Source organism: Saccharomonospora marina XMU15 (assembly GCF_000244955.1).
GTDB lineage: Bacteria > Actinomycetota > Actinomycetes > Mycobacteriales > Pseudonocardiaceae > Saccharomonospora_A > Saccharomonospora_A marina.
In genome coordinates this window covers 5,087,967-5,112,124 of the sequence record NZ_CM001439.1, presented here as the reverse complement: position 1 = coordinate 5,112,124, position 24,158 = coordinate 5,087,967, and the positions used below count along the sequence as shown (strand labels likewise).

Annotated in this window: 25 protein-coding genes and 1 tRNA gene; 10 read left to right on the top strand and 16 right to left on the bottom strand. The window is 69.0% G+C overall.

Annotated features, from left to right (window positions below; genetic code table 11):
• Positions 1 to 110: 110 nt before the first annotated feature.
• From rlmB to SACMADRAFT_RS24130, 6 genes are all read right to left on the bottom strand, one after another.
• Complete coding sequence (gene rlmB / locus SACMADRAFT_RS24155; protein WP_009156484.1) at positions 111 to 1,079, bottom strand: 23S rRNA (guanosine(2251)-2'-O)-methyltransferase RlmB; 969 nt, start codon at positions 1,077 to 1,079, stop codon at positions 111 to 113.
• Complete coding sequence (gene cysS / locus SACMADRAFT_RS24150) at positions 1,080 to 2,462, bottom strand: cysteine--tRNA ligase (protein ID WP_009156483.1); 1,383 nt, start codon at positions 2,460 to 2,462, stop codon at positions 1,080 to 1,082.
• A gap of 17 nt (positions 2,463 to 2,479) precedes the next feature.
• The gene (locus SACMADRAFT_RS24145) at positions 2,480 to 3,166 is read right to left on the bottom strand and encodes an HAD family hydrolase (RefSeq protein WP_009156482.1); all 687 of its coding nucleotides are present in this window, start codon (positions 3,164 to 3,166) and stop codon (positions 2,480 to 2,482) included.
• Positions 3,163 to 3,651, bottom strand: a complete 489-nt coding sequence (gene ispF, locus SACMADRAFT_RS24140) for a 2-C-methyl-D-erythritol 2,4-cyclodiphosphate synthase (RefSeq protein WP_009156481.1) — start codon at positions 3,649 to 3,651, stop codon at positions 3,163 to 3,165. Before ispF ends, SACMADRAFT_RS24145 begins: the two co-directional genes overlap by 4 nt.
• Positions 3,648 to 4,214, bottom strand: a complete 567-nt coding sequence (locus SACMADRAFT_RS24135; protein WP_232285460.1) for an IspD/TarI family cytidylyltransferase — start codon at positions 4,212 to 4,214, stop codon at positions 3,648 to 3,650. The genes ispF and SACMADRAFT_RS24135 overlap by 4 nt, the downstream gene beginning before the upstream one ends.
• An 86-nt stretch (positions 4,215 to 4,300) precedes the next feature.
• Positions 4,301 to 4,792, bottom strand: a complete 492-nt coding sequence (locus SACMADRAFT_RS24130; RefSeq protein WP_009156479.1) for a CarD family transcriptional regulator — start codon at positions 4,790 to 4,792, stop codon at positions 4,301 to 4,303.
• A gap of 310 nt (positions 4,793 to 5,102) precedes the next feature.
• Here SACMADRAFT_RS24130 and SACMADRAFT_RS24125 point away from each other — a divergent pair, with 310 nt between their 5' ends.
• Positions 5,103 to 5,663: a copper chaperone PCu(A)C gene (locus SACMADRAFT_RS24125; protein ID WP_009156478.1), complete on the top strand. Its 561-nt coding sequence runs from the start codon at positions 5,103 to 5,105 to the stop codon at positions 5,661 to 5,663.
• A 29-nt stretch (positions 5,664 to 5,692) separates the two neighbouring features.
• Positions 5,693 to 7,078 carry a DNA repair protein RadA gene (gene radA, locus SACMADRAFT_RS24120; protein ID WP_009156477.1) on the top strand — a complete coding sequence of 462 codons (1,386 nt, stop codon included), beginning with the start codon at positions 5,693 to 5,695 and terminating at the stop codon, positions 7,076 to 7,078.
• Positions 7,079 to 7,126: 48 nt separating this feature from the next.
• Here the strand turns inward: radA and otsB are convergent, their stop codons facing one another.
• The 3 genes from otsB to SACMADRAFT_RS24105 are packed head-to-tail and all read right to left on the bottom strand — an operon-like array spanning position 7,127 to position 12,690.
• The gene (otsB, locus tag SACMADRAFT_RS24115; protein WP_009156476.1) at positions 7,127 to 9,658 is read right to left on the bottom strand and encodes a trehalose-phosphatase; all 2,532 of its coding nucleotides are present in this window, start codon (positions 9,656 to 9,658) and stop codon (positions 7,127 to 7,129) included.
• A 35-nt stretch (positions 9,659 to 9,693) separates the two neighbouring features.
• Positions 9,694 to 11,142 (bottom strand): alpha,alpha-trehalose-phosphate synthase (UDP-forming), encoded by a 1,449-nt coding sequence (locus tag SACMADRAFT_RS24110; protein WP_009156475.1) that lies wholly within the window; start codon positions 11,140 to 11,142, stop codon positions 9,694 to 9,696.
• A gap of 24 nt (positions 11,143 to 11,166) precedes the next feature.
• Positions 11,167 to 12,690, bottom strand: coding sequence for a threonine/serine exporter family protein (locus SACMADRAFT_RS24105; protein WP_009156474.1), 1,524 nt, complete (start codon positions 12,688 to 12,690; stop codon positions 11,167 to 11,169).
• Positions 12,691 to 12,921: 231 nt separating this feature from the next.
• Between SACMADRAFT_RS24105 and SACMADRAFT_RS24100 the strand changes: the two genes are divergently transcribed.
• Positions 12,922 to 12,994, top strand: a tRNA-Thr gene (locus SACMADRAFT_RS24100).
• Positions 12,995 to 13,109: 115 nt separating this feature from the next.
• On the opposite strand, the gene SACMADRAFT_RS24095 is transcribed toward SACMADRAFT_RS24100, so the two are convergent.
• Positions 13,110 to 13,988 carry a GNAT family N-acetyltransferase gene (locus tag SACMADRAFT_RS24095; protein ID WP_009156473.1) on the bottom strand — a complete coding sequence of 293 codons (879 nt, stop codon included), beginning with the start codon at positions 13,986 to 13,988 and terminating at the stop codon, positions 13,110 to 13,112.
• A gap of 108 nt (positions 13,989 to 14,096) precedes the next feature.
• Here SACMADRAFT_RS24095 and SACMADRAFT_RS24090 point away from each other — a divergent pair, with 108 nt between their 5' ends.
• The 3 genes from SACMADRAFT_RS24090 to SACMADRAFT_RS24080 all read left to right on the top strand — a co-directional run bounded on the left by SACMADRAFT_RS24090 (position 14,097) and on the right by SACMADRAFT_RS24080 (position 16,906).
• Entirely contained in the window at positions 14,097 to 14,678 is a 582-nt protein-coding gene (locus SACMADRAFT_RS24090) for a TetR/AcrR family transcriptional regulator (RefSeq protein ID WP_009156472.1), read from the top strand.
• A 72-nt stretch (positions 14,679 to 14,750) separates the two neighbouring features.
• Positions 14,751 to 16,151 (top strand): MFS transporter, encoded by a 1,401-nt coding sequence (locus SACMADRAFT_RS24085; RefSeq protein WP_009156471.1) that lies wholly within the window; start codon positions 14,751 to 14,753, stop codon positions 16,149 to 16,151.
• Positions 16,148 to 16,906 (top strand): SDR family NAD(P)-dependent oxidoreductase, encoded by a 759-nt coding sequence (locus tag SACMADRAFT_RS24080; RefSeq protein WP_009156470.1) that lies wholly within the window; start codon positions 16,148 to 16,150, stop codon positions 16,904 to 16,906. The genes SACMADRAFT_RS24085 and SACMADRAFT_RS24080 overlap by 4 nt, the downstream gene beginning before the upstream one ends.
• Positions 16,907 to 17,038: 132 nt before the next feature.
• Here SACMADRAFT_RS24080 and SACMADRAFT_RS24075 read toward each other — a convergent pair whose 3' ends face one another.
• The gene (locus SACMADRAFT_RS24075) at positions 17,039 to 17,476 is read right to left on the bottom strand and encodes a MarR family winged helix-turn-helix transcriptional regulator (protein ID WP_009156469.1); all 438 of its coding nucleotides are present in this window, start codon (positions 17,474 to 17,476) and stop codon (positions 17,039 to 17,041) included.
• 64 nt (positions 17,477 to 17,540) lie between these two features.
• Here SACMADRAFT_RS24075 and SACMADRAFT_RS24070 point away from each other — a divergent pair, with 64 nt between their 5' ends.
• Positions 17,541 to 18,086: a hypothetical protein gene (locus tag SACMADRAFT_RS24070; RefSeq protein ID WP_009156468.1), complete on the top strand. Its 546-nt coding sequence runs from the start codon at positions 17,541 to 17,543 to the stop codon at positions 18,084 to 18,086.
• Here the strand turns inward: SACMADRAFT_RS24070 and SACMADRAFT_RS24065 are convergent.
• Positions 18,064 to 18,756, bottom strand: coding sequence for a haloacid dehalogenase type II (locus SACMADRAFT_RS24065; RefSeq protein WP_009156467.1), 693 nt, complete (start codon positions 18,754 to 18,756; stop codon positions 18,064 to 18,066). The genes SACMADRAFT_RS24070 and SACMADRAFT_RS24065 overlap by 23 nt on opposite strands.
• A gap of 81 nt (positions 18,757 to 18,837) precedes the next feature.
• Here SACMADRAFT_RS24065 and SACMADRAFT_RS24060 point away from each other — a divergent pair, with 81 nt between their 5' ends.
• On the top strand, positions 18,838 to 19,389 hold the full coding sequence (locus tag SACMADRAFT_RS24060) for a CGNR zinc finger domain-containing protein (RefSeq protein ID WP_009156466.1): 552 nt from the start codon (positions 18,838 to 18,840) through the stop codon (positions 19,387 to 19,389).
• A 760-nt stretch (positions 19,390 to 20,149) separates the two neighbouring features.
• Here the strand turns inward: SACMADRAFT_RS24060 and SACMADRAFT_RS24050 are convergent.
• The gene (locus SACMADRAFT_RS24050) at positions 20,150 to 20,896 is read right to left on the bottom strand and encodes a class I SAM-dependent methyltransferase (RefSeq protein WP_009156465.1); all 747 of its coding nucleotides are present in this window, start codon (positions 20,894 to 20,896) and stop codon (positions 20,150 to 20,152) included.
• An 82-nt stretch (positions 20,897 to 20,978) separates the two neighbouring features.
• Here SACMADRAFT_RS24050 and SACMADRAFT_RS24045 point away from each other — a divergent pair, with 82 nt between their 5' ends.
• Both SACMADRAFT_RS24045 and SACMADRAFT_RS24040 read left to right on the top strand, forming a co-directional pair.
• Positions 20,979 to 21,914 carry an AraC family transcriptional regulator gene (locus SACMADRAFT_RS24045; RefSeq protein WP_050998256.1) on the top strand — a complete coding sequence of 312 codons (936 nt, stop codon included), beginning with the start codon at positions 20,979 to 20,981 and terminating at the stop codon, positions 21,912 to 21,914.
• Positions 21,915 to 22,147: 233 nt separating this feature from the next.
• The gene (locus SACMADRAFT_RS24040; protein ID WP_009156463.1) at positions 22,148 to 22,462 is read left to right on the top strand and encodes a hypothetical protein; all 315 of its coding nucleotides are present in this window, start codon (positions 22,148 to 22,150) and stop codon (positions 22,460 to 22,462) included.
• Positions 22,463 to 22,543: 81 nt separating this feature from the next.
• Here SACMADRAFT_RS24040 and SACMADRAFT_RS24035 read toward each other — a convergent pair whose 3' ends face one another.
• The 3 genes from SACMADRAFT_RS24035 to SACMADRAFT_RS24025 are packed head-to-tail and all read right to left on the bottom strand — an operon-like array spanning position 22,544 to position 23,969.
• A complete protein-coding gene (locus SACMADRAFT_RS24035; RefSeq protein WP_009156462.1) occupies positions 22,544 to 22,960 on the bottom strand; it encodes a YeeE/YedE thiosulfate transporter family protein in 417 nt (138 codons plus the stop codon).
• Positions 22,960 to 23,595 carry a YeeE/YedE family protein gene (locus tag SACMADRAFT_RS24030; RefSeq protein ID WP_009156461.1) on the bottom strand — a complete coding sequence of 212 codons (636 nt, stop codon included), beginning with the start codon at positions 23,593 to 23,595 and terminating at the stop codon, positions 22,960 to 22,962. The genes SACMADRAFT_RS24035 and SACMADRAFT_RS24030 overlap by 1 nt, the downstream gene beginning before the upstream one ends.
• Positions 23,592 to 23,969 carry a hypothetical protein gene (locus SACMADRAFT_RS24025; protein ID WP_050998254.1) on the bottom strand — a complete coding sequence of 126 codons (378 nt, stop codon included), beginning with the start codon at positions 23,967 to 23,969 and terminating at the stop codon, positions 23,592 to 23,594. The genes SACMADRAFT_RS24030 and SACMADRAFT_RS24025 overlap by 4 nt, the downstream gene beginning before the upstream one ends.
• Positions 23,970 to 24,158 lie beyond the last annotated feature (189 nt).

The window sequence follows — 24,158 nt, the reverse complement described above, 5'->3', positions numbered from 1 at the left end:
GGCGTGGCCGCCGGAGTCGATATGGGGGCCAAGTGGTCGGCGCCATTCGCGCTTCGGTCACCCGCCTCGAAAGGAGGCGAGGCCACCGGTCGACCCAGGGGGTCGGTGAGTTACGTGCGGCCCGCGGTTCGGCGCCGCCGCGCCACCTCGGCGAGCAGGACGGCTCCGGCCACCGACGCGTTCAGCGACTCCACGCCTGCCGCCATGGGGATCGACACGGTGACATCGCAGGTTTCGCGCACCAGCCGAGACAGCCCGCGTCCCTCCGAGCCGACCACCACCACCAGCGGATCGGTGGCGAGGTCGAGGGAGTCGATGTCCACCGACCCGTCGGCGTCGAGCCCGGCGAGCATCAGCCCTTCCTGGGCCCAGGCCCGCAGTTGCCGGGTCAGGTTCGCCGCGATCGCGATCGGGATCTTGGCCGCCGCGCCGGCGCTGGTCCGCCAGGCCACCGCGGTCATGCCCGCGCTCCGCCTGCCTGGCAGAAGCACGCCGTGGGCGCCGAATGCCGCGGCCGACCGGACCACCGCGCCAAGGTTGCGAGGGTCGGTCACCCCGTCGAGGGCGACGAGTAGCGGCGGCTCACCCGAGTCACGGGCGATCGCCAGCAGGTCGTCGGGATGGGCGTACTCGAACGGAGGCACCTGCAGGCCGAGACCCTGATGCACCGCGCCGCCGGTCTTGCGGTCCAGTTCGTCGCGCGGCACCTCCAGTATGGAGATGCCCTTGTCCGCCGCCGTGCGGATGGCCTCGGTGACCCGGTCGTCGGTGTCGATGTTCAGCGCGACGTACAGCGCCGTCGCTGGTACGCCCGCGCGCAGCGCTTCCACCACCGGGTTGCGGCCCGCGATGATCTCCGGGCCTTCGGCGGCCTTCTTCGCGGCGGCGCGCTTCTTCTCCGACCTCGCGGCCGCAGCGGCGGCACGCCGCTGCGCGGGATGGCCGGGACGCTGCTCCGCCTTCGGCGTCGGCCCCTTGCCCTCGAGTCCCTTACGCCGCTTGCCGCCCGAGCCGATCACCGGGCCCTTCTTGGTGCCCTCCTTGCGAACCGCGCCACGGCGACGGGAATTGCCTGCCATCTAATCAGTCCTCATTGTCCACAACGGACCGTCTGGGGTGTCCTCGACCGCGATTCCCGCGTTCGTCAGCTGGTCGCGGATGGTGTCCGCCTTGGCGAAGTCGCGCTCGGCGCGCGCCCTCGCGCGCTCGGCGAGCATGCTGTCCACCAGCGTGCCCAGCGCCCTCGACTCCGCACCGGAGGCCTCCGCCCACCGCGACGACAGCGGATCGATCCCGAGGACGTCGCTCATCGCACGCACCGTCTCCGCCAGTTCGAGCGCCTTGGCCGTGTCGTGCGCGTCGAGCGCAGCGTTGCCGTCACGCACCACGGTGTGCAGCACCGCGAAGGCCTGCGGGGTACCGAGGTCGTCGTCGAGCGCGGCTGCGAAGTCGGCGGGTACGCGGCCGATTCGGATCTCGCCCGCACTGCCCGCCACCCTGCGCAGGAACTGCTCGATTCGCCGGTAGCCGTGCGCCGATTCCGACAGTGCTGCGTCGGAGTACTCGATGGTGGAGCGGTAGTGCGGTTGGATCAGGTAGTACCGAAGCTCCACCGGCCGGTAGCGCCGCAACATCTGCGGGATCGAAACCACGTTGCCCAGCGATTTCGACATCTTCTCGCCGGAAAGCGTCACCCACGCGTTGTGCAGCCAGAAGCGCGCGAAGCCGTCGCCCGCGGAGCGTGACTGCGCCCGCTCGTTCTCGTGGTGCGGAAAGACCAGGTCCACGCCGCCGCCGTGGATGTCGAACTCGGGACCGAGGTAGGTCGTGGCCATCGCCGAGCACTCCAGATGCCAGCCCGGCCTGCCGCTGCCCCACGGGGTCGGCCAGCTCGGCTCGCCCGGCTTGCCCGCCTTCCACAGCGTGAAATCGCGAGGGTCGCGCTTGCCCTCGGCCTGCGACTCGCCCTGCTGCACGTCGTCGAGCCGTTGCCCGGAGAGCGCGCCGTAGCTGTCGAAGGAGTTGACCGCGAAGTAGACGTTGCCGTTCGCGGCGTATGCGTGCCCGCTGTCGATGAGCCGTTGCATCAACTCGATCATCTGGGGCACGTGCCCGGTGGCCCGAGGGGCGATGGAGGGCGGGAGGCAGCCGAGCGCGGTGTAGGCGTCCTCGAACGCGCGTTCGTGCGTGGCCGCCCACTCCCACCACGGCCTGCCGGCCTCGGCGGCCTTGGTGAGGATCTTGTCGTCGATGTCGGTGACGTTGCGAACGAACAGCACGTCGAGTCCGTTGTGGACGAGCCAGCGCCGCAGCACGTCGTAGTTGAGCGCCCCGCGTACGTGACCGATGTGCGGGATGCCCTGCACGGTGGCCCCACAGACGTACACCGACGCCGTCCCCTCGCGCGCGGGCTGGAACTCCCGGACGTCCCTGGTCGCGGTGTCGAAGAGATGGAGGGCCACGAGGAAAATGGTACGGGTCAGAGCACGGAGTGCTCGCGCAGGGCGGTCAGCAACCCGTCGGTGCGCTCGGTGGTGGGCAGCGGGTCGACCAGCGCGAACGAGCACCCGAGTGCGCGTGCTCCGCCGTCGGCGGTGGCGCTGTCACCGATCATCAGCGCCTGTTCGGGCGCGACGCCGAGCCGGTCGAGCAGCATCGCGAAGACCGTAGGGTCCGGCTTGATCGCTCCGACCTCGTAGGACAACACGAACTCGTCCACGTAGGCGTCGAGTCCGTGTTCGGCGAAGGCGGGCCGGATGTCGAACGCGATGTTGCTCAGCACACCCACCGAAAGCCCCTGGTCGGCCACGCTTTTCAGGGCCGTCTCGGCGTCCGGGTACGGCGTCCACTCCGCGGGGTCCACCAGCCTGCTGTAGAGAGCCTTCGCCTGCTCGACGGTGGGCACTCCCGACTGGCGGAGCACTTCGAGGTAGATCTTGCGGTGCAGTGCGGGATCGAGGTCGCGGTTCTCCCAGGCGTGCCGGTGCTCGTCGTCGAGCTGCACCGTGAGCGTCACCGGTGCTGTCATCCTGCGCAGTAGTTCAGCCTGTGCCTCGACGTCGAGCGGGTCACCGCTGTGGTCGGTGAGGTCGCGCAACCAGCTCCGGTCGTGCTCCAGCCGGAACAGGGTGCCGGAGAAGTCGAACAACACCGCCCGAATCGTCACGGCGAACCACGCTCCCCGGTGTTCACATCGAGTAACAGCGCGCTCGCGATCGCGGCGACTCCTTCACCCCGGCCGGTGAGTCCCAGCCCGTCGGTGGTGGTTCCGGACACGCTGACCGGGCCTCCGACCGCCTCGCCGAGTACCCGCTGCGCCTCCTCCCGCCGCTTTCCGATGCGGGGCGCGTTGCCGACCACCTGGACAACGGCGTTGCCCACCCGGTAGCCGGCGTCCTCCACCCGCCTGCGCACCTCGGCCAGCAACTCGGCACCGTGTGCCCCCGCCCAGCGCGGGTCACCGGTTCCGAAGACGGAGCCGAGATCGCCGAGCCCCGCGGCCGAAAGTAACGCGTCGCACAACGCGTGTGACGCGACGTCACCGTCGGAGTGCCCCGCGCAGCCGTCCACGTCGGACCAGTGCAGCCCCGCGATCCAGCACTCCCTGCCGGGTTCGGTGGGGTGCACGTCGACACCCTGGCCGATCCTCATGGGGCTTCCTCCTCGGCGAGCAGGGCTTCGATGACGGTCAGATCGAAGGAGGTCGCCACCCGCCTGCCGTGAGGGTGGCCCGCGACCGGGTGAACCTCGACGCCGAGGTCGGGCAGCGGGCAGGCCGGGTCGGCGTCGCCGAGCGTGCCGACGACGAAACCCTGCGGTGACTGCATGCCGCGAAGGTGATCGCGGTCGCGGGTGCCGACAATGCGGTTGCCCGCGTCCACCACCTTGATCGTGTCGGTGACGGGTTCCACGGGTGCCACCGCGAGCGCGCCACCACGGAGCGCGTCGACCACCGCACGCACCGTCTCGGGCCGGGTGAAGGCTCTCGCCGCGTCGTGTACCAGCACGGCGTCATCGCGGGCCGGCTGAGCCGCCCGCAGTGCCGCGCGCGCCGAGGCGGCCCTGTCCTGCCCGCCGGGCATCACCGTGACCCGCTCGTCCGCGAGCGGTGCCACGGCAGCCGTGTAATCGGGTACGTGTCGCACCGGACCGGCGACGAACACCCGATCCACGCAGCCCGAATGCAGCATGCCGCTCACGGCATGCCGCAACAACGGCGCACCCTGAACCCTTGTAAGGGCACCCGAATCGTGCCCGTCCCGATTGTCCAGAGGGACCAGCGCTATGACGTTCAGGGCTGCTAGACCGCCGCGGTTTCCAGAACCTCGTCGAGGAGCACTTCGGCCTTGCCCTCGTCGGTGCCCTCCGCGAGCGCCAACTCACTGACCAGTATCTGCCGAGCCTTGGCCAGCATCCGCTTCTCGCCTGCCGAAAGGCCGCGATCCTTCTCACGTCGCCAGAGGTCGCGCACCACTTCGGCCACCTTGTTCACGTCGCCGGAGGCGAGCTTCTCGAGGTTGGCCTTGTACCGGCGAGACCAGTTGGTCGGCTCGTCGGTGTGAGGAGCCCGCAGAACATCGAAAACGCGGTTCAGACCGTCCTGACCCACGACATCACGAACACCGACGATCTCGGCGTTGTCTGCGGGGACGCGAACCGTAAGATCACCCTGCGCGACCTTGAGGACGAGGTACTGCTTTTCCTCGCCCTTGATCACACGTGTCTCGATCGCTTCGATGAGTGCGGCACCGTGGTGCGGGTAGACGACGGTCTCTCCGACCTTGAAAACCATGTGTCCTCTGCCCCTTTCGCTGTATCCATGTTAGCACGACGCTTATGGGGGGAACCAGACACCCGGGGTCGTCCTTGCAGGTCAGTGGCCTGATTGGGCTCCGGCCGGGGGTTGACAAACAAGCAATTCGCGTACTCATGCAGGTAGTGCGGAGTCGATTCCGATCTTTGTCGGATATCCACTGTGGACCCCTTTCTGGTTGATCTCACGTGAGTGACACCACGTGCCGGGCACCACGTGCGGATCGAGTTCGGGGACCGGGTTAGTCTCCGTGCCAGGGCAAGCCCTTAGCGAGGAGGGACTCGGAGAAGTGAAACGTCGCATGCTGGGTTCGGCCGTGCTCGGTGTCGCACTGCTCGTAGCGGGATGCGGGGCCGGTCAGATTACGCAGACCGACACCCAGCAGCCGGCCGTCAACGGTGCGATGGCGGAAGTCGACAGCATTCTCATCCGGGAAGCCACGCTGACCTACCCCGAGGGCGAGCCGCCTGTCGCATACCCGCCCGGCTCCGACGCCGAGGTGAGCATGAGCATCATCAACGAGGGCTCTGCGCCCGAGGAGCTGGTCTCGGCCAGGTCGGACTTCGCCACCAGCGTCGCCATCGAGGGCACGCGCACCGTCTACCCGGACAACGCACTGCGTCTGGGGCCGGTGCCGCCCGACCTGGAGGACATCGCGGAGGGCAGGCTGATCCTGCGGGGTCTCACCAGGCAGGTCCGGCCAGGCGAGCTGGTCAGCCTCACCCTCACGTTCCGCAACGCGGGCCAGGTGACGTTGGAGATGCCGATCGCCTCGCCGAGCGAGGTGCTGCCCAGCCGGGTCCACGAAGGCGGCGAAGCGGGCGACCCGGAGGCGGGCGGCGGTCACTGACTGTCGGTGGCGGCCGCTAGCGTCAGCGCGTGGTCAAGAAGGGCGTCAGCTACCGCTGCGCGGAGTGCGGACTCGAGGTAGCGAAATGGGTCGGTCGCTGCCCGGAATGTCAGGCTTGGGGCACGATCGAGGAACGTGGCGACACCCGACCACCGATCGCACGTGTAGCGGCCGGCGCGCCGAGCGCCCCGGCAAGGCCCATCGCGCAGGTCGACGTCGAGAGTTCCAGGGCGCGCCGCACCGGGGTTGGCGAGCTGGACCGCGTGCTCGGCGGCGGCCTGGTGCCGGGTGTGGTGGTGCTGCTCGCGGGTGAGCCGGGAGTCGGAAAGTCCACGCTGCTGCTGGAGGTGGCCTACCAGTGGGCCGCCAGCACCGGAGCGGGGCAGCACGACGTCGGCCCAGCCCTGTACGTCACCGGCGAGGAGTCGGCGGGTCAGGTCCGGCTGAGGGCCGAGCGCACCGGCAACGTGCACGATCGGATGTATCTGGCGGCGGACAGCGACCTTGGCTCCGTGCTGTCCCACGTCGACGACGTCAAACCCGGTCTGCTGATCGTCGACTCGGTGCAGACGATGTCCTCGCCGCAGGCCGAGGGGGCGCCCGGTGGCGTTACCCAGGTCCGCGCGGTCGCGGCGGGCCTCGTGGCGCTCGCCAAGGAGCGCGGGCTGCCCGTCGTTCTCGTCGGGCACGTGACCAAGGAGGGGTCCGTGGCGGGCCCCAGAGTCCTGGAGCACCTGGTCGACGTCGTGCTGCACTTCGAGGGCGACAAGCACTCCACGCTTCGCATGGTGCGCGGTGTGAAGAACAGGTTCGGTGCCGCCGACGAGATCGGCTGTTTCGAGTTGCGCGACGACGGCATCGCCGGGGTGCCCGATCCCTCCGGATTGTTCCTGAACCGCCATGCCGAGGCGGTGCCTGGCACAGCGATCACCGTCACAGTGGAGGGCAAACGCCCGTTGCTCGGCGAGGTGCAGGCGCTGGTGGGCAGGTCGAACCTCAACCAGCCGAGGCGCGCGGTGAGCGGGCTCGACTCCGCGAGGGTCAGCATGGTGCTCGCCGTGCTGGAGAAACGCGGCGGTGCCCAACTCGGCGACAAGGACATCTACACGGCCACGGTCGGCGGGATGAAGGTGACCGAGCCCGCTGTCGATCTCGCGGTGGCTTTGGCGGTGTCGTCCGCTTTCAACGACACGGCCCTTTCGCCCAGGCTTGTCGCGATCGGTGAGGTCGGTCTCGCGGGAGAGGTTCGCCGGGTCACCGGTGTGGGCAGGCGGTTGGCGGAGGCGGTGCGGCTGGGGTTCACGCACGCGCTCGTGCCCCCGGACTCGGGGCCGCTGCCGGAAGGAATCAAGACGCTGGAGGTCGGCGACCTGGCAGGCGCGCTACGCGCGGTCGAGTACGTGCCGATGGCCTGAGACGCCGCGGGCCCGGCCGAGTGTCGGCCGGGCCCGCGGCGAACCGGTTCACTGCTCCGACAGCAGCCGGGCGCAGCGGATGAGGCCGAGGTGGGAGTAGGCCTGCGGGTGGTTGCCGAGTGAGCGCTCCGCAACGGGATCGTACTGCTCCGGCAGCAACCCGGTCGGTCCCGCGGCGTCCACCAACTGCTCGAACAGCTCCTGTGCCTCGGTGCGGCGACCGGTCAGCAGGTACGCCTCCACCATCCATGCGGCACACAGGTGAAAGCCGCCCTCGGTGCCGGGAAGCCCGTCGTCCCTGCGGTAGCGGTACACCGTCGACCCGCTGCGCAGTTCCGCCTCGATCGCCGTGACCGTCGACTGGAACCGCTCGTCCTGCGGGTCGAGCAACCCGGAAAGCCCGACGAACAACGACGCCGCGTCCAGGTCGGTGCCGTCGTAGGCGGTGGTGAACGCCTTGACCGACTCGTTCCAGCCCTTCTCGAGCACGTCGGCGGCGATCTGGTCACGCAGCGCAGGCCAGCCCGAGGGAACCGGACGGTCGTAGACCTCGGCGAGTTTGATCGCCCTGTCGATGGTCACCCAGCACATCACCCGCGAGTACACCCGGTGCCTCGGCATGTGCCGCTCTTCCCAGATGCCGTGGTCGGGCTCGAACCAGCGCCTTGTCACCGCCTCCGCCATGGCCCTGACCATCTGCCAGTCCTCGTCGCGCAGCTCGCCCCTGGCCTCGGCCAGCGTCACCACCAGCTCCACGACCGGTCCGAACACGTCGAGCTGCACCTGGTGGTTGGCCAGGTTGCCGACGCGGACGGGGCGGGAGCCCTTGTAGCCGGGCAGCGAGTCGATCACCGCTTCGGCGCCGAGTTGCGTGCCCGCCAGCGTGTACAGCGGGTGCAGCCGTTCCGGACCGGCGAGGGTCGACAGCACCCCGTGCAGCCACCGCAGGAAGCCCTCGGCCTCCTCCAGCGAACCGAGTTCGACCAGCTCGCGCACGGTCATCGCGCCGTCGCGGATCCAGCAGTAGCGGTAGTCCCAGTTGCGGACGCCGCCGATCTCCTCTGGCAGCGAGGTGGTGGCCGCCGCCATCACCCCGCCGGTGTCGGAGTCGGCGAGGCCACGCAGGGTCAGCGCCGAACGTGCCACCAGGTCGGGTTCCACGGGCGGCAACTTCAACGTCGTCGCCCATTCGCTCCAGGCCAGACCGGCCCGTGCCCTGCGCTCGACCTCGGTGAGTTCGTGCGGACCCAGGTCCGTGGTGCCACACCGCAACTCGAGCACCACCGGCCTGTCCGGGGACGGCTCGATCAGCGCGGTGGCGGTGTCGTGCAGGCCGTCGCTGGTGATCTCCCACCGCACCCCGGGCGCGCGCAGCACGCACGGCTCGGAGGTGCCCAGCACGCGCAGGCCGTCCTGTTCCTGCAGCAGCCGCACCGGCACGCCGCCGAACTCGGGCCTCGGCGCGAACACCACCGACGCCGTGGTCTCCCCGGAGACCACCCGCACCAGGTCGGTGCGGTGCGGCGGGCTCTCCGGCTCCAGGTAGTCGGTGACCAGCAGCCGCGACCAGCGCGTTTCCACGGTCATCGTGTTGGGCAGGTAGCGCTGTCCCAGTGGCAGCCCGTTGCGGTGCGGCTTGATCGAGAAGTGCCCGGCGCCCTCGCCGCCAAGCAGGTCGCCGAACACGGCTGGTGCGTCCGGACCCGGGTGGCACAGCCAGGTCAGCTTCGCATCGGGTGTGAGTAGCGCCACAGAACGCTCGCTGGCGAGCATCGACAGCCGCTCGATGGGGGGCGACTGCTCGCCGTAGAGCCAGTTGCGCCGCTCCTCGAGCAGGAACGCGAGGATGGTGGCGACCTCCTCGGTGTCGCCGATGCGGTACTGCGCGCGGGTGTCGCCGTCGCCGACCTTGACCCCGAGGTCAGGGCCGGAGAGGCGGGCGAACGCCTTCTCGTCGGTGACGTCGTCGCCGATGAACATCGCGGCCGTGGCACCGACCTGATGTCGCAGCGTGTCCAGCGCGTTTCCCTTGTCGGTGCGCACCACAGACAGTTCAACGACCTCCTTGCCGTCGGTCGTCTGCACCCCGTCCCAGGTCGACGGGCCCTCGTGCACGGCCGTCATGATCCGGCGGGCCGCCTCGCGGTCGGCCCGCCGCACGTGGACGGCAACGCTCGCGGGTTTGATCTCCAGCGAGGCCCCCTCCACGCCCTCGATGATGCGTTCGAGTTCGGCCTCGACGCGCCGGTGGAGATTGCGCGCCTCGGCGTCGAGCGCGTGCACGAACCCGATGTCGAACTCTGATCCGTGGCTGCCGACCAGGTGTACCTCAGCGGGCAGCCGGGAAAGGATGGCCAGGTCCCGTAACGCGCGGCCGGAGATCACCGCCGTGGTGGTCTCGTGCAGGCCGGCCAGTGACCGCAGTGCACCGACCGATTCGAGTCTCGGATGAGCCTCGTCGGGGTTGGTCGTGATGGGCGCCAGCGTGCCGTCGTAGTCGCACGCGACCAGCAGGCGCGGCGTGCGAGCGATCTGCACGATCGCGCGCCGCAGCTCAGCGGGCAGGGCCTCGGCGGTCAACACTCCTCCTTAAGGAGCTTCGCAGTGGTCTGGATTCAGGCGGCCGTCTCGGACCCGAGCGCTTCCAGGAACGAGCGCGCCCACCTGTCGACGTCGTGTGTCAGTACCTGACGACGTAAGGCGCGCATCCTACGCCGACCTTCCGCGGGGTCGAGCGTAATAGCCTGTTCCAGTGCGTTCTTCACCCCGTCCAGATCATGCGGGTTGACAAGGAAAGCGCTGCTCAACTCCGCGGCCGCGCCCGCGAACTCGGAGAGCACCAGCGCTCCGCCCAGATCGTGCCTGCACGCGACGTACTCCTTGCAGACCAGGTTCATGCCGTCCCGCAGCGGAGTCACCACCATGACGTCGGCCGCCGTGAAGAACGCCGCCAGTTCGGTACGGTTCACCGATTGGTGCAGGTAGTGCACAACCGGACGACCAACCCGCGCGAACTCGCCGTTGATGCGGCCCACCATCTGCTCGATCTCGCTACGCATCCGCTGGTAGTGCTCGACCCGTTCGCGGCTGGGTGTCGCGAGTTGGACGAACGTCACATTCTCCGGTTTGACCCGGCCTTCCTGCAGCAGTTCGTGGAATGCCTGGAGCCGCAGGTCGATGCCCTTGGTGTAGTCGAGCCGGTCGACTCCGAGCAGGACGGTGTCGGGATTGCCCAGATCGGCGCGCACCTGGGCGGCGCGGTCCGCCACCGCCTTGGTTCTCGCCAGCGTGTCCAGCCCGGCTGCGTCGATGGAGATCGGGAACGCGCCCACCCGCACGGTGCGGTCGCCCACCTGCACCATGCCCGGTCGTGATCGCACACCTACCGAACCTCGGCTCGGCTCCAGCCCGATCAGTTGCCGCGCCAGCCACAGGAAGTTCTGCGCACCACCCGGCCGGTGGAAGCCGACGAGGTCGGCGCCGATGAGCCCTCGCACGATCTCGGCTCGCCACGGCATCTGCATGAACAGTTCCACCGGGGGGAACGGGATGTGCAGGAAGAAGCCGATGCGCAGGTCCGGCCGGAGCTCGCGCAGCATGGAGGGCACCAGTTGCAGCTGGTAGTCCTGCACCCACACCGTCGCGCCCTCACCCGCGACGGCCGCGCTGGCCTCGGCGAATCGCCGGTTCACGCGGACGTAGCTTTCCCACCAGCCGCGGTCGAAGATCGGGCGCGCCACCACATCGTGGTAGAGCGGCCACAGTGTCGCGTTGGAGAACCCTTCGTAGTAGTCGCGGACGTCTTCGGAGGTCAGTGTCACCGGGTGGAGCACGAGGCTGTCGTCGGTGAACTCGTCGACCTCGACATCGGGAACGCCGGGCCAGCCGACCCAGGCGCCCTTGCGGGAACGCAGGAAGGGTTCCAGCGCCGAGACGAGGCCACCGGGGCTCTGCGTCCAGCGCTGGGTCCCGTCGGCGGAACGTTCCAGGTCTACGGGAAGCCTGTTGGCGACAACGACGAATTCTGCTCTCGCGTTCGACTGTGGTGATCCCGCGGGTGGCATGGTTAAGACACTATCGCGGTGAACTCAATCAAGGCGGCGGCCAGGATCGAGCGGACCCGCCATTCGTGGTCCCGCGAGCTTGCGTTCCAGCCTGCCGAGCCCGGTGCGTAGCGGCTGGGCGAGGAACTCGCCGAGCACCACGCCCGCGGCCAGTGCCATACCAATGGCCACAGCGGACATCAGAGTCGTCATCGTTCCGCCGTCGGCGAGTTCGGACAGCCCGCGGTAGGTGGCCAATCCGGGAAGCAGCGGCGTGATCCCCGACACGGCGACGACCAGAGGGGTGACCCGCAGCCTCCTCGCCAGTACGCCGCCGCCGAGACCCACCAGGGTCGCGGCGATCGCGGAGGCGACGATCGTCGACGTCTGGAACAGCTGCATGGCGCCGTAGGCGCCTGCGCCGACAGCGCCCGCGGCTGCCGCGACCAGCAGCGGCCGCAGCCTGGAGTAGGAGGCGAGCGCGAAGCACGCGGCCGCCCCGGAGCCGGCGAGCAGCATGATCGGCAGCGAGAGCGGGGTGACCCCCGGTACGTCGGGGATCGGGGTGTGGGTAGCACCCAGCTTGGCCGCGAGGCTGATCGCCCCGGCGACTCCCGTGATCAGCCCGGCACTCATCAGTGCCACTTCGAGACTTCGTCCTGCCGCGGTGACGTAGTAGCCGGTGATGGCGTCCTGTACCGCGGAGACCGTGGAAAGGCCGGACAGCAGCACGGTGAGCGCGGCCGCCACGACGAGCGTCGGTCGCTCGAGTGCGAAGAAATCGAGGTTGACGATCGCGATGGCCGAGATCGTCGCGATGAACCCGCCGACCACCTGCTGGAAGAAGAACGGCAGCGCCGCCTTGTTCAGCAGCCGCCCTACCCGGTCGACCAGCGCGCTGATGACGAACGCGATCACCGGTGTCCACCCGGTGCCGCCGAGCAGCAGGGTGATGAACCCGGCCATGCCGCCCCACGCCAGCGTGGATACCCAACGCGGGTATGGGTGCTTCGCCGTCGTGACGCGGTGCAGTTCGGTGTAGGCGTCCTCGGCGCTGATCCGACCCCGGATCAGTCGCTGCACGAGCCGCTCGGTGTCCGAGAGCCGGGTGTAGTCGAGGCTGCGCGAGCGGACCACCCTTAGCGCGGTGACCGGGGGCAGGTCGCTGCCGCGCAGGCAGCTGACGGTGATCGACGTGAAGATGACGTCGACCTCACAATGAGGTAGCCCCAGCGCGCGGGTGAGGGTAAGAATCGTCGCCGTCACGTCGGAGGCACCGGCACCATTGGCCATCTGTACCTCACCGATGCGCACGGCGAGGTCGAGCACGAGGTGCAGGGTGGCCTCGTCGGGAAGCTCCGGCCCGATGGTCGCGTCCGGTGGCGGCTGGACGGCGGGCAGTTCGCCCGTCGGCGGTTCCAGGATGTGCCAGGCGCGTTGCCGGGTCTTGCGGCCGCGTTGCTGTCGCGGGCCTCTCTTGTCGTAGTGATCCTCGGCCGGGGCCTCCAGGATCTGCCACGCGTGCCGGCGCCGGGGCGCCGCCGTACGAGCGCGCGGCTTCAGTTTCATCTCCCACCTCCTCACGGGTCCCCGAGGGTGCATCGACCGCCCGACCCTGGACGTTGCACGCTGACCACCGTGGCGTGTGCCACGTTCATTCGTAACGGTGAACGGGCACGCCCAGACCAAGGTAATTGCGTTCGGCCGGTTCGAGGCGCCCGCTGCCTGCCCCGGGCGGTAGGTGTGGCGCACGTGACGGTGGATATAGTGGACGGGTCCGTCGCAGGGGTGGCGGGACAGGCCGGTATAGCTCAGTTGGTAGAGCATCTGTCTTGTAAACAGAAGGTCAGGGGTTCGAGCCCCCTTGCCGGCTCAGCGTTGACCAGGGGGTCTCAGGTCGAAGGAAACCCCCTGGCCTTGCTCAGTCTCTTCTTCTGCCTCAGTTGCCTTGTTTCGAGCCAGTACCTACGTGGCCAGTGATCGGGTGGTCAACTCCGAACGTCCCGGCACAGGTCCCTCACCTCGGGGAAACGCACGAAGCCTGCCGACCGGTAGGTGGCCACGGCGCCGGTATTGGTGCTCGGTGTGCAGACCATCGCGCTGGACGAGCCGAATTCCTTGAGCGCGGCCGCCGCGGCGATGCTGATCGCCTTCCCGTGGCCGCGACCGCGATGTTCCCTGTGCACGCCCATGGGTTCGAGCAGTCCGGGCCTGCCCGGGCCGGCTGACCACACCGTCACCGTCGCCACCGCGTCACCTTCGTCGTCATACCCGACCAGGCAGCGGGCGTCGGCGTAGGGCAGTCCGCATGCCATCGCGTGCCAGTGCTCGTCGCTGAACGGCGACCCGTCGAACGAGGCTCGCTGTAGCACTGCCCGCACCCGCGCCAGTTCCGGCCCGACCAGCTCGATCCGCAAGCCCGGGTCCTTCACCGGCCCGGCGAGGTCGCGGTGCAGCGGTGTCCACGGCTCGCCCGCGCTCCAGCCGTGCTCGGGCAGCAACTCCTGGATCAGCGCGCCCATAGGCGCTTCGAGGCACGCCTTCCCCTGCGGCAGCACGCCGCGGTTCGGCTCGACTACGTCCGCGACGAGCCGTCGCGCCAACTCCTCGTCTCGCCACGCGCCAGGTGCGATCGTCATCCGTAACAGCCTCGGACCGTCCAGCAGCCCGACGGCGAGAACTTCCCCGGCTCGCTTCCAGATCCGGATCGCGGCAGCCGTCGCTTCCGTCCCCGCTCGCCAGAACCAGCCCACGTCGCCCGGATGCAGCTGCATCACCGTGTCCTGCTGCCACTCCCGCAGCACGCTCACGGCCTCGCCCAGTTCGTCCATCGCGGGCGTGCGCAACTCGATGGCCATACCGCCCATCGAAGCCCACCGTGCGTCCGGCCCGCACCTGGTTTTCGGCCGGTGACGCGGCGGCGGGCAGGTGCCGATATTTGACCAATCGGTCTTTATAGGGATAGCTTTTGTGTCGTGGCGCGGACGAAAGAGTTCGATCCGGACACGGTGTTGCAGCGCGCGCTGGAGTTGTTCTGGGAGCGCGGCTACGAGGCGACGTCGATGGCGGATCTTGTTGAGCACCTCGGTGTGGCCAGGGCGAGCATCTATGCCACGTTCGGGGGCAAGCGCGAGCTGTACCTGAAGGCGCTGGACCGCTATCTGCGGGCGCAGGACCCCGGTGTGGTGGAGCGGTTGTCGCAGCCGGGGCCGGTGCTGCCTGCGGTGCGTGCACTGGTCGAGTCCTATGTGGCCGACTCGCTGTCCGACGAGCGCCACCGGGGCTGCATGGTGGTCAACGCGGCGGTCGAGCTGGCGCCTCGGGATCGTCAGGTCGCCCGCGGGGTGCAGACGAGTTGGGACACGCTGGAGACCGCTCTGGTGTCCGCGCTGATGCGGGCACGGTCGCAGGGAGAGATCTCCGGGGAGCAGGACCCGAGAGCGCTCGCGCGGTTCCTGCTGGTGATGTTGCAAGGAATCCGGGTGCTGGGCAGGGCCGATCCCGATCCGGCGCGACTGCGGGACGCGGCCGAGCAGGCGATGGCGGTGCTGCGGTAGCTCGTTCCCGTCGTGCGACGGGACCTTTTCGCGCTCCAAAACTAGAACGATCGATCTAATATGGCAGGGGCTATGGCTGAGGTGGTGGCGCACCGGCGGAGTGCGGGTGGCCGACGGTTGGCGTTCGCGCTTCTCGCCTGTGTTCAGGTCACGCTGATCGCGGCGATCACCGTGCTCACCGTGGCGCTCCCGGCGGTACAGGCGGATCTCGGCGTCGACGACGCGGGGCTGGTGCTCGCTAGCTCCGCCTACGGGGTGGCGTTCGGCGGTTTGCTGCTGTTCGGTGGTCGTATCGCCGACCTGGTAGGCCACCGGCGCTCGCTCACCGCTGGTATGGCGGCGTTCGCGCTCGCGTGTCTCGCCGCCGCCCTCGCGCCAGGGGCGTGGGCGCTGATCGCTGCCCGGTTCGGGCAAGGCGCGGGAGCAGCGCTGGCGGCTCCGGCCGCCATGGCGCTACTGGGCCCGGTCTTCCTCGACCCCGCCCGGCGGGCCCGGGCCGTCGCCTTCTGGGGAGTGCTCGCCAGTGTTGGCGCGACACTTGGCAACGTCGTCGCGGGCGTGGTGTTGACGTGGGCGTCCTGGCGGTGGGTTTTCGTGTTGCCCGCCGTGGTTTCGGTGGTGGTGCTCGTGTCCGCGCCACGCCTGATCCCCGCTGGTTCGCCGCCCCGGCGCACGTCGCTGGATCTTCCCGGCGCCGCCACGGTCACCGCTGGGCTCGCCGTGGCTATCTACGGCCTCGGGATCGGCTCCATCGGCTGGACCGTCGCCGGAGTCGGGTTACTGGGTGCGTTCGCGTTGATCGAGGCCCGGTCGACCTCGCCGCTGCTCCCACTGTCGTTCCTGCTCGCGCCGTCGCGGGCGGTCGCGCTGGCGGCGATCGCTGTCACGGCCGCGGGCATGTCGGCGGCGCACTTCATCCTGGCGCTGTACTTGCAGCAGGTCCGGGGATACTCGCCTGCGGCCACCTCGGCGATGTTCCTCCTGCCGGTCGTGGCCTTACTGACGGCGGGCCCGCTGGTGGGCCGGACCCGAGTGCGGCTGGGAACGCAACCGCTGCTCGTTGCGGGGCTGCTGCTCGCAGGCGCCGGATGCCTGTTGCTGACCCAAGTGGGTCATGCCTGGCCCGGGGCCGCTGCACTGCAGGCCGCGCTGCTGGCGTTCTCGCTCGGTGCGGGCGTGAGCTTCTCCGCCGCCATGGTGCTGGCTACCACCGATACCCCGCACGGCCGCGCCGGTGTCGCGGCGGCCGTCGCCAATACCGCGATGGAGGTCGGCCCGCCGGTCGGGCTCGCGGTGTTGATTCCACTCGCCTCCTCCTATGCGGCGTCCCAGCACCACCTGCCATCGGCCGAGGCGACGGGCAAGGGGTACGGCTTCGCGTTCACGCTCGCCGCGATCACTTTCGCCGTCACGGCGGCGGTGGCGCTGGCCGCACACCTGAAAATCGGAAGAAGAATCGGAAGGAAGCCATGAATCGTCGTTTCGCAGGCAAGGTCGTTCTCGTCACCGGTGGGGGTTCCGGCATCGGGAGGGCCACCGCCGTGGCGTTCGCACGCGAAGGTGCGACGGTCGCGGTGGCCGGGCGCAGTCCAGAACCGCTCGCCAGGACCGTCGAACTCATCGGGGAAGTCGGCGGCGAGGGCAGCGCGATTCCCGCCGACGTGTCTCGCCCCGAGGACGTAGCCGGACTTGTCGCGACCACTGTGGACCGTCATGGGGGACTGCACGTGGCGTTCAACAACGCGGGTGTCCTTGCGGCAGGTGCGGTCGCCGACGTCGAAGCAGCGGACTGGGATCGGCTGCTGGCCGTCAATCTCACGGGCGTGTGGCTTTCGATGAAGCACGAGATCATCCACATGCGTGCTCACGGTGGCGGCACCATCGTCAACACCGCCTCCAACCTCGGAGCGCACATGCGGCTCGCCTCGCTGGGCGCGTACGCGGCGTCCAAGGCTGCGGTGAGCGCGCTGACCCGAACAGCGGCCAGGGAGTACATCGACGACGGCATCCGGATCAACGCGATCAGTCCCGGGCCCATCGACACGACGATGTCGCTGCAGCAGGGCGAAACCGAAGCCGACCGTGCCGATCGCATGAAGACGATGCTGCCCGCCCGCAGGGTCGGAACGCTGGACGAAGCAGCCGCGGCCGTGCTCTGGCTCGCCTCTGCCGAGTCCAGTTACGCCATCGGCCACGATCTGGTGCTAGACGGCGGCGCGACCGCATAGCGCGTCGCCACCGGCCCCGGTCCGCGCGAGTCGCTCGCCCCGCTGGTGTGGCCCACGTCGACACGGGCCACACCAGCCGGGCCGCTGCGGACACGGTTGCGGGCGCGCTGTTCGACGAGGGACCGAGTTACGTCAGCCCTCGGTCAGTTTCCTGGTCTGTGCCCGTAGTACCTCGATCGTCCGCGTGAGGTAGTCGGCGATCGCTCGCTGCTCGGATTCGGTGTAGCGGCTGGTGATCTCGTTCATCGCCGCCGCGAGTTCACGGAAGACTTCGGGTTGGCCGCCGGTGCCGGTGCCGCTGACACGCACCCGCCTGCGGTCGGAGGGGTCGGGCTCCCTGCGGGCGAGCCCGGCGCGTTCCAGGCGGTCGATCATGCCGGTGATCGCGCCGGGGGTGAGGCCGGTGTACTCGGCGAGTTGCCCGGCGGTGAGGGGTCCGTGCCTACTGATCAGAGCCAATGCGCGTTGATCACTCGCGCTCAGGCCGAGTCGTGTTCCCACCGCTTCGTGGAACATCACGACGGCGGTGCTCAACTCCCGGCCGAGGTCGGCGCCTTCCAGCTCGCTCATGGTTGCACTTTAACCTGCCATATATTTTACTTCAACGAAGTAAATTAACTGGGAGGTGAGTCAGTTGCGTGGTCGGCTGTCGAGCGAGTTCAGGTTGGCTGCCGCGGTGCCCCGTTGGGCCTGGCGGTTCTACCGGCGGCACCTGGTCGTGGTGGTCGGGCTGTCGCTGCTGCCGTCGGTGCAACGCCTCGTCGTGGTCTCCTGGCAGGACTCGGTTCCGCGCGGCGTCAAGGTGGCATCCGAGATCGGGGTGACGGCGGTGCGGGTGCTGCTGCTCGTCCTGATCGTGCGGTGGGCGTTCGATGGTGTGCCGACATCGTGGGCCGACGCCCGAAGGTTCCTGCGCGAGCATCCCGTGAGCCTGGTATTCCAGTTCGGGTTCCTCGCCGTCGCGTTGGCGATCTTCGACGTCGTTCTCGAGTTGGTTGTCGGCGCTGCCTTGCCGGAGTCCGTGCGCGACGGGTACCTCGGTGTCCTGCTCTTCGTGAAGAACCCGACGGTCATCGCCTTCACACTCGTGTGGGTGGTGGGGGTAATGCTGCAGTTGCTCAGCCGGGCCGATTCCCGCGACGAGCCCACCACCCCGACTACTCCGACGTCAGCGCGGTGACCAGGTCGTCCAGTCCGTCGAACCGCCAGTCGAAGTCGTCGGAGGCCGTTGGCGGGTCGCCGACCGGCCGCTGGACGTAGGCGGTGCGCATGCCCGAAGCCTTTGCCCCGCGCAGGTCGAAGGCGTGGGCCGCCACCATGAGCATGCGTTCCGGCGGGCAACCCACCGTGTCGATCGCGAGCTGGTAGACCTCCGGTGCGGGTTTGTAGGCAAGGGCGGCTTCGGCGGACAACGCCTGATGCCAGCGCAGCCCGGCATGGGCGTTGAGTCGCAGCAGCGCTGTCCTGCCCGCGTTGGAGAGTCCGAGCACGGGAAACCGTCGCGCGAGCCGCTCGAGGCCGGCGACGGAGTCGTCCCACGGGGGTAGGCGCTGCCCCGCCGTGGCCAGCCGGGCAATGATCACGGGATCAGTCAGCCCGGCGTGGTCGGCGACCCGGCTTGCGGCCTCGCCGTCGACGACCTCGCTGTTGGCGTACGCGCGGTGTCCTCGCGCGATGCGTTGCTGCTCGCATTCGACGTGCCCTTGCCACCTGGTGAGCAACTCACCGACAAGCGCGTCGTCGGATGCGGGCACTGCCTCGCGGATCCCCGCTCGAAGTCCGCTGGCCTCGTCGACCATGGTTCCGAGGACGTCGAACACCACCACCTCGACGTGTCGGATCTGGGCCATGTGTTCCACCGTTCCAATCGTCACCGCTTCAACAGGTGACGTCAGTTTGCTCTGAGGGGAGTCACCGGTCAAGATGGTGACGTGGATTTCGCGTTCGTCAGTGGTAACTCGGCCCTCGACCTGGCCGCCACCGTGGGGTCTCGTCGAGACGACCCGATCGACCTGCTGACTGCGCCCGCCGACCTCGAGCGCTGGGTGGCCGAATGCGACGAGTTGCCCGATCGGGTTGTCGCCGACGTCGCCACCTTCGAGTCCGCGCTGTCGCTGCGAGAAGCGAGCTACCGGCTCGCGCTCGATCGCGTGCTCGGTCGGCCCTTCGACCCGGCCAGTCTCAAGGTCGTCAACGAGATCGCGGCCGGACCGGTACCCGTGATGACGCTCAGCGATGCGGGTCTGCACCTGAAGGGGGACCTGCTCGCCGCGCTCTCGCAGGTAGCCAGAAGCGGTATCGCCGCGCTCGCCGATCCGAACGCGTGCTTCAAGGAGTGTGGTCGTACCGGCTGCACGCGGATCTACCTCGACCGTTCACGTGGGGCCCGGCGTAACTGGTGCGGGATGAGCGAGTGCGGCAACCGGGTGAAGGCCGCTGCCTATCGAGCCCGCAGGCGAGCAGCGCCGAAGCGGAGGTCCTGATCGCACTCGGCGATCGGCTCGAGGGCCGGTTCCTGCCGAAGTGGGCCGGCTTCATGGCGATGCGCGCCACCGACGGCGCGCCACCGCCCACGCGCACCAGCACGCCGGAGCTGGAGCGCGGCAGGCGGTCGACGATGAGGCTCGGCCCGCAACCGTGGGCGGCGGCGATCCCGTGGTTTCTCGCGCAGGCTCGGCTACCGCGACGAATCACGTTCGGCTACCGCGGCCGCGGGCCGGAATGGACCGCCTTCACCGGCAAGGACGGATTGTGGGTGCGCGGTACGACTCGCGCCCGACGAGGAAGGCGCGCGGAAAGTGCGGCAGGGTGGCCCGGTCGCTATCTGGGACCAACTCGACGACGTCCAGGCGATGTGGGAACGGCTCGGTCGACCAGGTTGGGAACGCCTCGGCCTGACCGTGGGGAGCGACGGTCATCACCGGGTATGGCTCGACGAGCCCGACGGCGCATATCACTGGTCGCTGCCGTGGTTGACTAGGTCGTGTCCGCTGGAAGGTCGGTCCCACGCCGAGCAGGATCTCCCCAGCGGTCACTGGATCGCATCCTCGGTCCCCGCTCCCCTGACGTCCCAACTCGGCGTTGCCAAACACCAAGCAGTCGACCTCCCGGGGCCTGCGGAGCTCGGCGAGCTGGTCTTCCCCGCGCGAGCGGGGGTGGTCCTCAGATCAAGGACGCCGCGATCGAGGTGGGGGTCTTCCCCGCGGGAGCGGGGGAGGGTGGATTTCGGCTTCAGTCACCGGTTTAGCGGCGGGTTGCCTGCACGAAGGTGATACGGCCGAACTTGTGGTCGACGTGCGCGACCTCGCCTGCGTCCTCGAACCCGGTCGCTGCCAGCAGAGCGACGATGCCGTTGCCATGGTTGCGCGCCACTACCGGGCTGTGTGCAACCCTGGAGCGCATCAGCCGGGGCAGGTGACGCAGAACCCTACGCAACCCGTGACCGTGGTCGTGCTCGGGCAGGTAGTCTTCCACATTGGACGATGGGCCGCCGAAGTCGGTGACGGTGACCTTCCCGCCCGGCCGGAGTACGCGCAGCGCCTCGCGGCCGAACGCCGCCCTGCCGTCGTCGTCGACGTGGTGCAGTGCCAGCGACGAGACCACGTGATCGGCCGATGCGTCCTCCTCGGGAATCCGGTCGGCATACCCCTGTACGAGAGTGAGGGCCACGCCTTTGCGCCGTGCCTTGCGTGCGGCTCTGTGCAGTGCGGCCGCGTCGGGATCGAGCCCGGTGACCCGCGCTCGCGGCTGTGCCGCCAGCAGGGAGAGCGACAGGTTACCGGTGCCGCAGCCCACATCGATCACGGCTTGGCCGGGCTCGACACCCGCCAGTTCGACCGTGCGCTCGTACAACGGGCGAACACCGGCAACTCGTGCGAAGGCGTCGTAGAAGGGCAGCAGCCAGGTCTTGCCCGCGCCCGGAAGGAACGCGCGGTCGCGCTCCTGCTGAGTGCGCTCGTCGAGGATTCGTACGCCGGTTGTCGGTTTCATGAGTGCTCCCTACTGGTTGTCGTGCCGCTGCCACCAGTCTTGGACGTCTTGCGGTAGCTGTGCAGGACGTACCTTGGTAGGCATGGGACATTCTTCGGTCGATCGGGAGCGGGGCTCCTCCTCGAGGCTGCGTAGGGTGCTGCCTGACGGGACTCCCGTCTACCGCCGCGAGCAGCGCCCCGGCCTGCCTCCGGTCTGGGTGACCCGGTTCGGTGCCGACGCCACGCCCACCGAACTCCAGCCGGACCACCGGCACGCCCACGACTTCCTCGTGCTGGTCTACCTGGAGGAGGGCGACGGCTCGTTCGTGGCCGACGGCGTCGAACGGCCGCTGCGTGCAGGTCAGGTTCACGCGGTGCCACCAGGGCAGGTCGTCAGCATGACCGGGGTCACGGAGTTTGCCCGCAGCCGTGGCTGGTCGGTGGCGTTCACGCCGGACGCCGTCCCCGCTCTCGCCTCGATCTCCCCGCTGGCGTGGAACCACCACCCGCTGCTAGCGATGTTCGCTCCCGGCGAGGGGCAGGGTCGGGTTGCCGAAGCCGACCGGGCGCGCTGGTCGGCGTGGTTCGCGGAGTTGGCCGAGGAACTGGCCGACCCCGACCGGCTGGGGGCCCGCGATGCCATCACCGCGCTGCTCACCCGTGTCCTGGTCGCGGCCGCACGGCTGGCGCCCCACCCCCCGGCTACACCGGACCCACTCGTGGAACGGGTCTTCGATCAGATCGAGGCGACGTTTCGCGAGCCGGTGTCGGCGGCGGACGTCGCTCGCGCGCTCGGCTACACCCCGGGGCACCTCACGACGGTGGTCCGGGAGCGCACCGGCCGCCCGCTACTCGAATGGCTCACCGAGCGCCGCATGACCGAGGTGCGGCGGATGTTGCGTGAGACCGACCTTCCGCTCGACGTGGTCGCTGCCCGAACCGGGCTACGGGACGCCACCTACCTCGTCCGGCGATTCCGGCGCCGCTACGGCATCACCCCGCAGCGATGGCGCCGCGGCCAGCGAGCCCGGCCATGACCGGTGAAAGGTCTTGACCACTACTGGCAGCCACACGTTGCTCGCGGATGGTCTCGCACGGTGGGCGCCTTGTCGATCCCCCGGTCAATATTTGAGAAACCCTGCCAGGGAAAGGGGGTGACTGCTAACGTGACGCCAACCCGTAGCGATTTCGTTATCGCGCCTTCGGTTGTCGATTCCCGATCGGTGGCCGGAGGCCTTCTCCGCGACAGTAAAGGGAGTAACCACCGGCCATGTCTGACGGAGTCAGAACGCTCCGTGCGTGCAACGAGGGCCATGTGCTCCGCTATCCGGAAGCGCTCGACGACCGGGCCAATGTGGAGGAAGTGGATCTCGCCTTCTGTTCGTACTGCCCTTGCCGCACGGTGTATCTGGTGGTGATCTCGCCCGGAGAGGGAGCACGGGTCGCGGCCGTGGGCGGGCCGCAACTGTTCGAGTGGCTGGAGGAGCAGGACTGGCCGAGGTCCACTTACGTCGGCCACGACGGCAGTATGTTCCTTTACCGAATGGTGCCGAGTCCGCTCGACCTCATTCTGGCCTTCGAGTGATGGCAGCGCGAATTCCGCGTCGCATTCGAAACGCACCTGCTTCGAATGCGACGCGGAATACGATCACGCGCCGAGCGGCCGTCAAAGGCCGCAGGAGCCGCGGTCCAGGTGGAAGTACCTCGCGTTGGCCCAGCGGCAAAGCCACATACCTACCGCGACGCCCGCGATCGTGATGAGCGCCGGAAGGTAACCGCTGCCGACCTGGATGATCGGAATCGCCGGGCAACCCCCGGAGATCGCCCAGCCGGTGCCGAACAGGATCGCGCCCGGGACCACACCGGCGTGGATGCGCCCCGGCGTGCGGCGGACCTGCATCACTCCGAACACCACCACGATGATCGCCACGGCCCCGCCGAACGCGAGCAGCATCCGCAGGTCCTGGAAGGTGAACATGCGGTTGAGTTCGGCGTAGTCGCCGAAGCCGATATTGGTGACGACGAAGCCGAGCGCCAGTCCGTTGACGACGCTGCCCATCAGCACGGCACCCCTGGTACGCATCAGATCACCTTCCACAGCAGGAACGAAACCGCGACGGCGGTACCGAAGAAGACCGCGGTCGCCAGAAGGCTGACCGGGCGGAGCCGTCCGCAGCCGCTGAGGCCGTGTCCCGAACTGCACCCTCCTGCGAGGCGGGTGCCGAAGCCGACGAGTATCCCGCCCGCGAACAACACGATCATCATGGTGGTGGGGTCGGCGGTGACGATCTTGCTGAAGCCCTCGCCCATGGTCGACTGAACCTCGAAGCGACCGCTGGTGACAGCCGCGATCCAGCCACCGGCGAGGATCGAAAGCAGCAGCGCCGCCTGGGTCACCAGTGGCGCGGGCCGGGAGGCCGCGGTGGAAACGGGCTCAGCGGGTTCGGGGTCCTCGACGAGCGTGTGCGCTCCACCGGATCGGGAGTTGCCGTCCGGTTGCGTGCCGAACTCCTCGGCGGTGGCGGCGGCGAGCGCTTCGGCGAGTTCCTTGTCGTCGAACTGCGAGTTCATGCGCTCGAGCTTGCGTTCGGACCGCCAGTGCAGGACGCGGTCCCACGCCGAGGACACGCCGAGGGTGCGGTCCGTGGTGAGGGTGAAGTTGATGGTGACGAGGGCGAGCCCGGCCGCTCCCGCCCACCAGGGCCAGTAGTTGCTCATGCGGAACCTCTCATCCATTCGGCCAGCCGGGTCCACCAGCGCGGCTTGCGCTCGCGTTCCCGGTCGGCGGGTCGTCGCGGCGGCAGTGGTTCGTCGATCCGGTCCTGCCTGGAGCGCGCTGACGGCTCGGGCGGCCGGGGGCGAGCCCGCTCCTGGTCGGCCACACGGCGGGGTCGGTCGGTGTCGAACCAGGACGGTTGGGACTGCCTCGGCGCGTACGCGCGTGGCCGTGGCGGCTGCGGTGGTCGCTGCGGCTGCTCGGGAGCGGGCCTCGGCCTGCGCCTCGGCTCGACGGCGTCGTAGCGGCCCTCGCCGATAACGCGTCGCAGGTGTTGCGCGTCGTTTCCGTTCGGCAGCAGGGAGATGGGGACCATCTGACCCGTGACGGACAGCTTGTAGCGGGCACAGCTGCGCCAACGGTCGTCGCTGTCGCAGTAGTGGTCCCGCCATCCGCGCAGACTTTGCCGCAGCAGTGGAAAAAGGGGGCACCCTTCAGCGTGCGTGCAACCCACGTCGCTCCGATCCGACCGGCCTCACACCACCCGGCCGGGAAAGGTGGTGAC

Bases quoted from the DNA above. Each gene is read 5' to 3' on its own strand.
- rlmB (WP_009156484.1), bottom strand. From the start codon at position 1,079: ATGGCAGGCAATTCCCGTCGCCGTGGCGCGGTTCGCAAGGAGGGCACC.
- ispF (WP_009156481.1), bottom strand. From the start codon at position 3,651: ATGAGGATCGGCCAGGGTGTCGACGTGCACCCCACCGAACCCGGCAGG.
- SACMADRAFT_RS24130 (WP_009156479.1), bottom strand. From the start codon at position 4,792: ATGGTTTTCAAGGTCGGAGAGACCGTCGTCTACCCGCACCACGGTGCC.
- SACMADRAFT_RS24110 (WP_009156475.1), bottom strand. From the start codon at position 11,142: ATGCCACCCGCGGGATCACCACAGTCGAACGCGAGAGCAGAATTCGTC.
- SACMADRAFT_RS24105 (WP_009156474.1), bottom strand. From the start codon at position 12,690: ATGAAACTGAAGCCGCGCGCTCGTACGGCGGCGCCCCGGCGCCGGCAC.
- SACMADRAFT_RS24095 (WP_009156473.1), bottom strand. From the start codon at position 13,988: ATGGGCGGTATGGCCATCGAGTTGCGCACGCCCGCGATGGACGAACTG.
- SACMADRAFT_RS24085 (WP_009156471.1), top strand. From the start codon at position 14,751: ATGGCTGAGGTGGTGGCGCACCGGCGGAGTGCGGGTGGCCGACGGTTG.
- SACMADRAFT_RS24080 (WP_009156470.1), top strand. From the start codon at position 16,148: ATGAATCGTCGTTTCGCAGGCAAGGTCGTTCTCGTCACCGGTGGGGGT.
- SACMADRAFT_RS24075 (WP_009156469.1), bottom strand. From the start codon at position 17,476: ATGAGCGAGCTGGAAGGCGCCGACCTCGGCCGGGAGTTGAGCACCGCC.
- SACMADRAFT_RS24065 (WP_009156467.1), bottom strand. From the start codon at position 18,756: ATGGCCCAGATCCGACACGTCGAGGTGGTGGTGTTCGACGTCCTCGGA.
- SACMADRAFT_RS24050 (WP_009156465.1), bottom strand. From the start codon at position 20,896: ATGAAACCGACAACCGGCGTACGAATCCTCGACGAGCGCACTCAGCAG.
- SACMADRAFT_RS24045 (WP_050998256.1), top strand. From the start codon at position 20,979: ATGGGACATTCTTCGGTCGATCGGGAGCGGGGCTCCTCCTCGAGGCTG.
- SACMADRAFT_RS24040 (WP_009156463.1), top strand. From the start codon at position 22,148: ATGTCTGACGGAGTCAGAACGCTCCGTGCGTGCAACGAGGGCCATGTG.
- SACMADRAFT_RS24035 (WP_009156462.1), bottom strand. From the start codon at position 22,960: ATGCGTACCAGGGGTGCCGTGCTGATGGGCAGCGTCGTCAACGGACTG.
- SACMADRAFT_RS24030 (WP_009156461.1), bottom strand. From the start codon at position 23,595: ATGAGCAACTACTGGCCCTGGTGGGCGGGAGCGGCCGGGCTCGCCCTC.
- SACMADRAFT_RS24025 (WP_050998254.1), bottom strand. From the start codon at position 23,969: ATGGTCCCCATCTCCCTGCTGCCGAACGGAAACGACGCGCAACACCTG.